Origin of the sequence: Streptomyces sp. 8L (assembly GCF_020176795.1) — a bacterium.
GTDB lineage: Bacteria > Actinomycetota > Actinomycetes > Streptomycetales > Streptomycetaceae > Streptomyces.
The window spans coordinates 1-1384 of the sequence record NZ_JAIUKE010000879.1 but is presented as its reverse complement, the minus strand read 5'-3'; the positions used below and the strand labels follow the sequence as shown (position 1 = coordinate 1384).

Here is a 1384-nt window from a genome sequence, read left to right as displayed (position 1 = left end):
GCGCCGCCCCGGCCGGGGGCGGGGGGGGGGGGGGCGGGCCGCCCCCCCCGCCCCCCGGGGGGGGGCCCCGCCCCGGGGGCCGCGGGCCCCCCCCCCCCCCACGCCGCGGTCGAGCGTCCGGCCGACACGCCCTCGCCGGTCCGCCTCGGCTTCGAAGCCCTGCGCGCCCCGCTGGAGTTCATGATCGACACCTGCCTCGCGCAGGGTCTGCTGACCCGCCGGCTCGATGTCGACGAGGTGTTCGCCCCCGCGAGGAAGATCCTGGGCGACGACGCGGAGTGACGCACCGCGTCCGGCCGGGGCCGAGCCCCGGGCCGCCCGACACCCAGGAGCATGCGCAGGGCCCTGCGCCGCGAAGCCCCGAGCACCGTCGGCCTCCTGGCCGACGAGGAGGACTTCGCAGCCATGCGCGCGTACAGCACCTTCTCCTTCGACGACCACACCGCCTACCTGCGGCACACCGCCGCCCTCCTCCAGCAGCTCGCCACCCGCGAACTGCACACCGAGGTGGCCCTGTTCGACCCCGCCGACTACGCGTGGGACTGCGCGGAGACCGGACGCGACCCCGACTCGCCCGCCCCCCGCGCCCGGTACACGGCGGGGATCGCCGCATCCGGCGGGGCCGCCCTCACCTACACGGGGCAGCCGCTCGGCATCCTGCTGCCCACCCTCGTCGACACCGCCGTCCGCAAGGCCACCTACGAGTACGCGGCGGCGATCCTCGCGGGACTCGGCTCCTGCGCCCACTGCGACCAGGACATCGGACGCGCCGCTTACGACCACGCCTCCGCCCTGCTCTGGCGGCTCCTGGAGCGCGCGGGACCCGGAACCCACCAGCTCGTGTGCAGCGCACCCGCCGCCGACGACCCGCTCGTCGGAGTGCTGCGCGCCGAACAGCCCGACGGGGCCACGCTCCTCGACGGCGAGCGCACGGCCGAGTTCGTGACGGTCCTCGCCGTCGCCGTCGCCCTCGGCACACCGGCGGGCCTCGTCATGCGCACCGCCGCCGCGGGCGCCCCCGATCGCCTGTACGGCTGGCGCCTGTCCCGCGGCAGGCTCCTCCCGCTCACCGCGGCCGAGGTGTTCAACGCCTACTGCACGGACGCCGAGACCGGCGAGCCCATCGGCCCCGAGCCGGGAGTCGACTACCGGGCGGGCTTCGAACCGGGCCCGGACGAAGGGGAATTCGGCCACTGAGACACCGACCCCCTCCCGGCACCAAGCGGAAGGGGCCGCCCCCCCGCCGCCCGCGGCCGGCCCCCCCGCCCGGGGGGGGGGGGGCCGGGGGGCCCCGGGCCCGGGGGCCCCCGCGCCGCAGCAGCAGCGGCACCAGAGGACGGCCGACCGCCGCGCCCCAGCCCACGACCGTGACGCGGGCGCCTCT

The 1384-nt window shown here is 78.3% G+C and carries 1 protein-coding gene and 1 pseudogene; both read left to right on the top strand.

The window, feature by feature from the left end:
- Positions 1–282: pseudogene (locus tag LCE31_RS39640) on the top strand (hypothetical protein); the annotation flags it as partial.
- Between the two features lie 51 nt (positions 283–333).
- Complete coding sequence (locus LCE31_RS39635) at positions 334–1197, top strand: hypothetical protein (protein WP_225023137.1); 864 nt, start codon at positions 334–336, stop codon at positions 1195–1197.
- Positions 1198–1384: the final 187 nt, after the last annotated feature.

Coding starts and splice junctions, on each gene's coding strand:
- LCE31_RS39635 (WP_225023137.1), top strand. CDS start 334: ATGCGCAGGGCCCTGCGCCGCGAAGCCCCGAGCACCGTCGGCCTCCTG.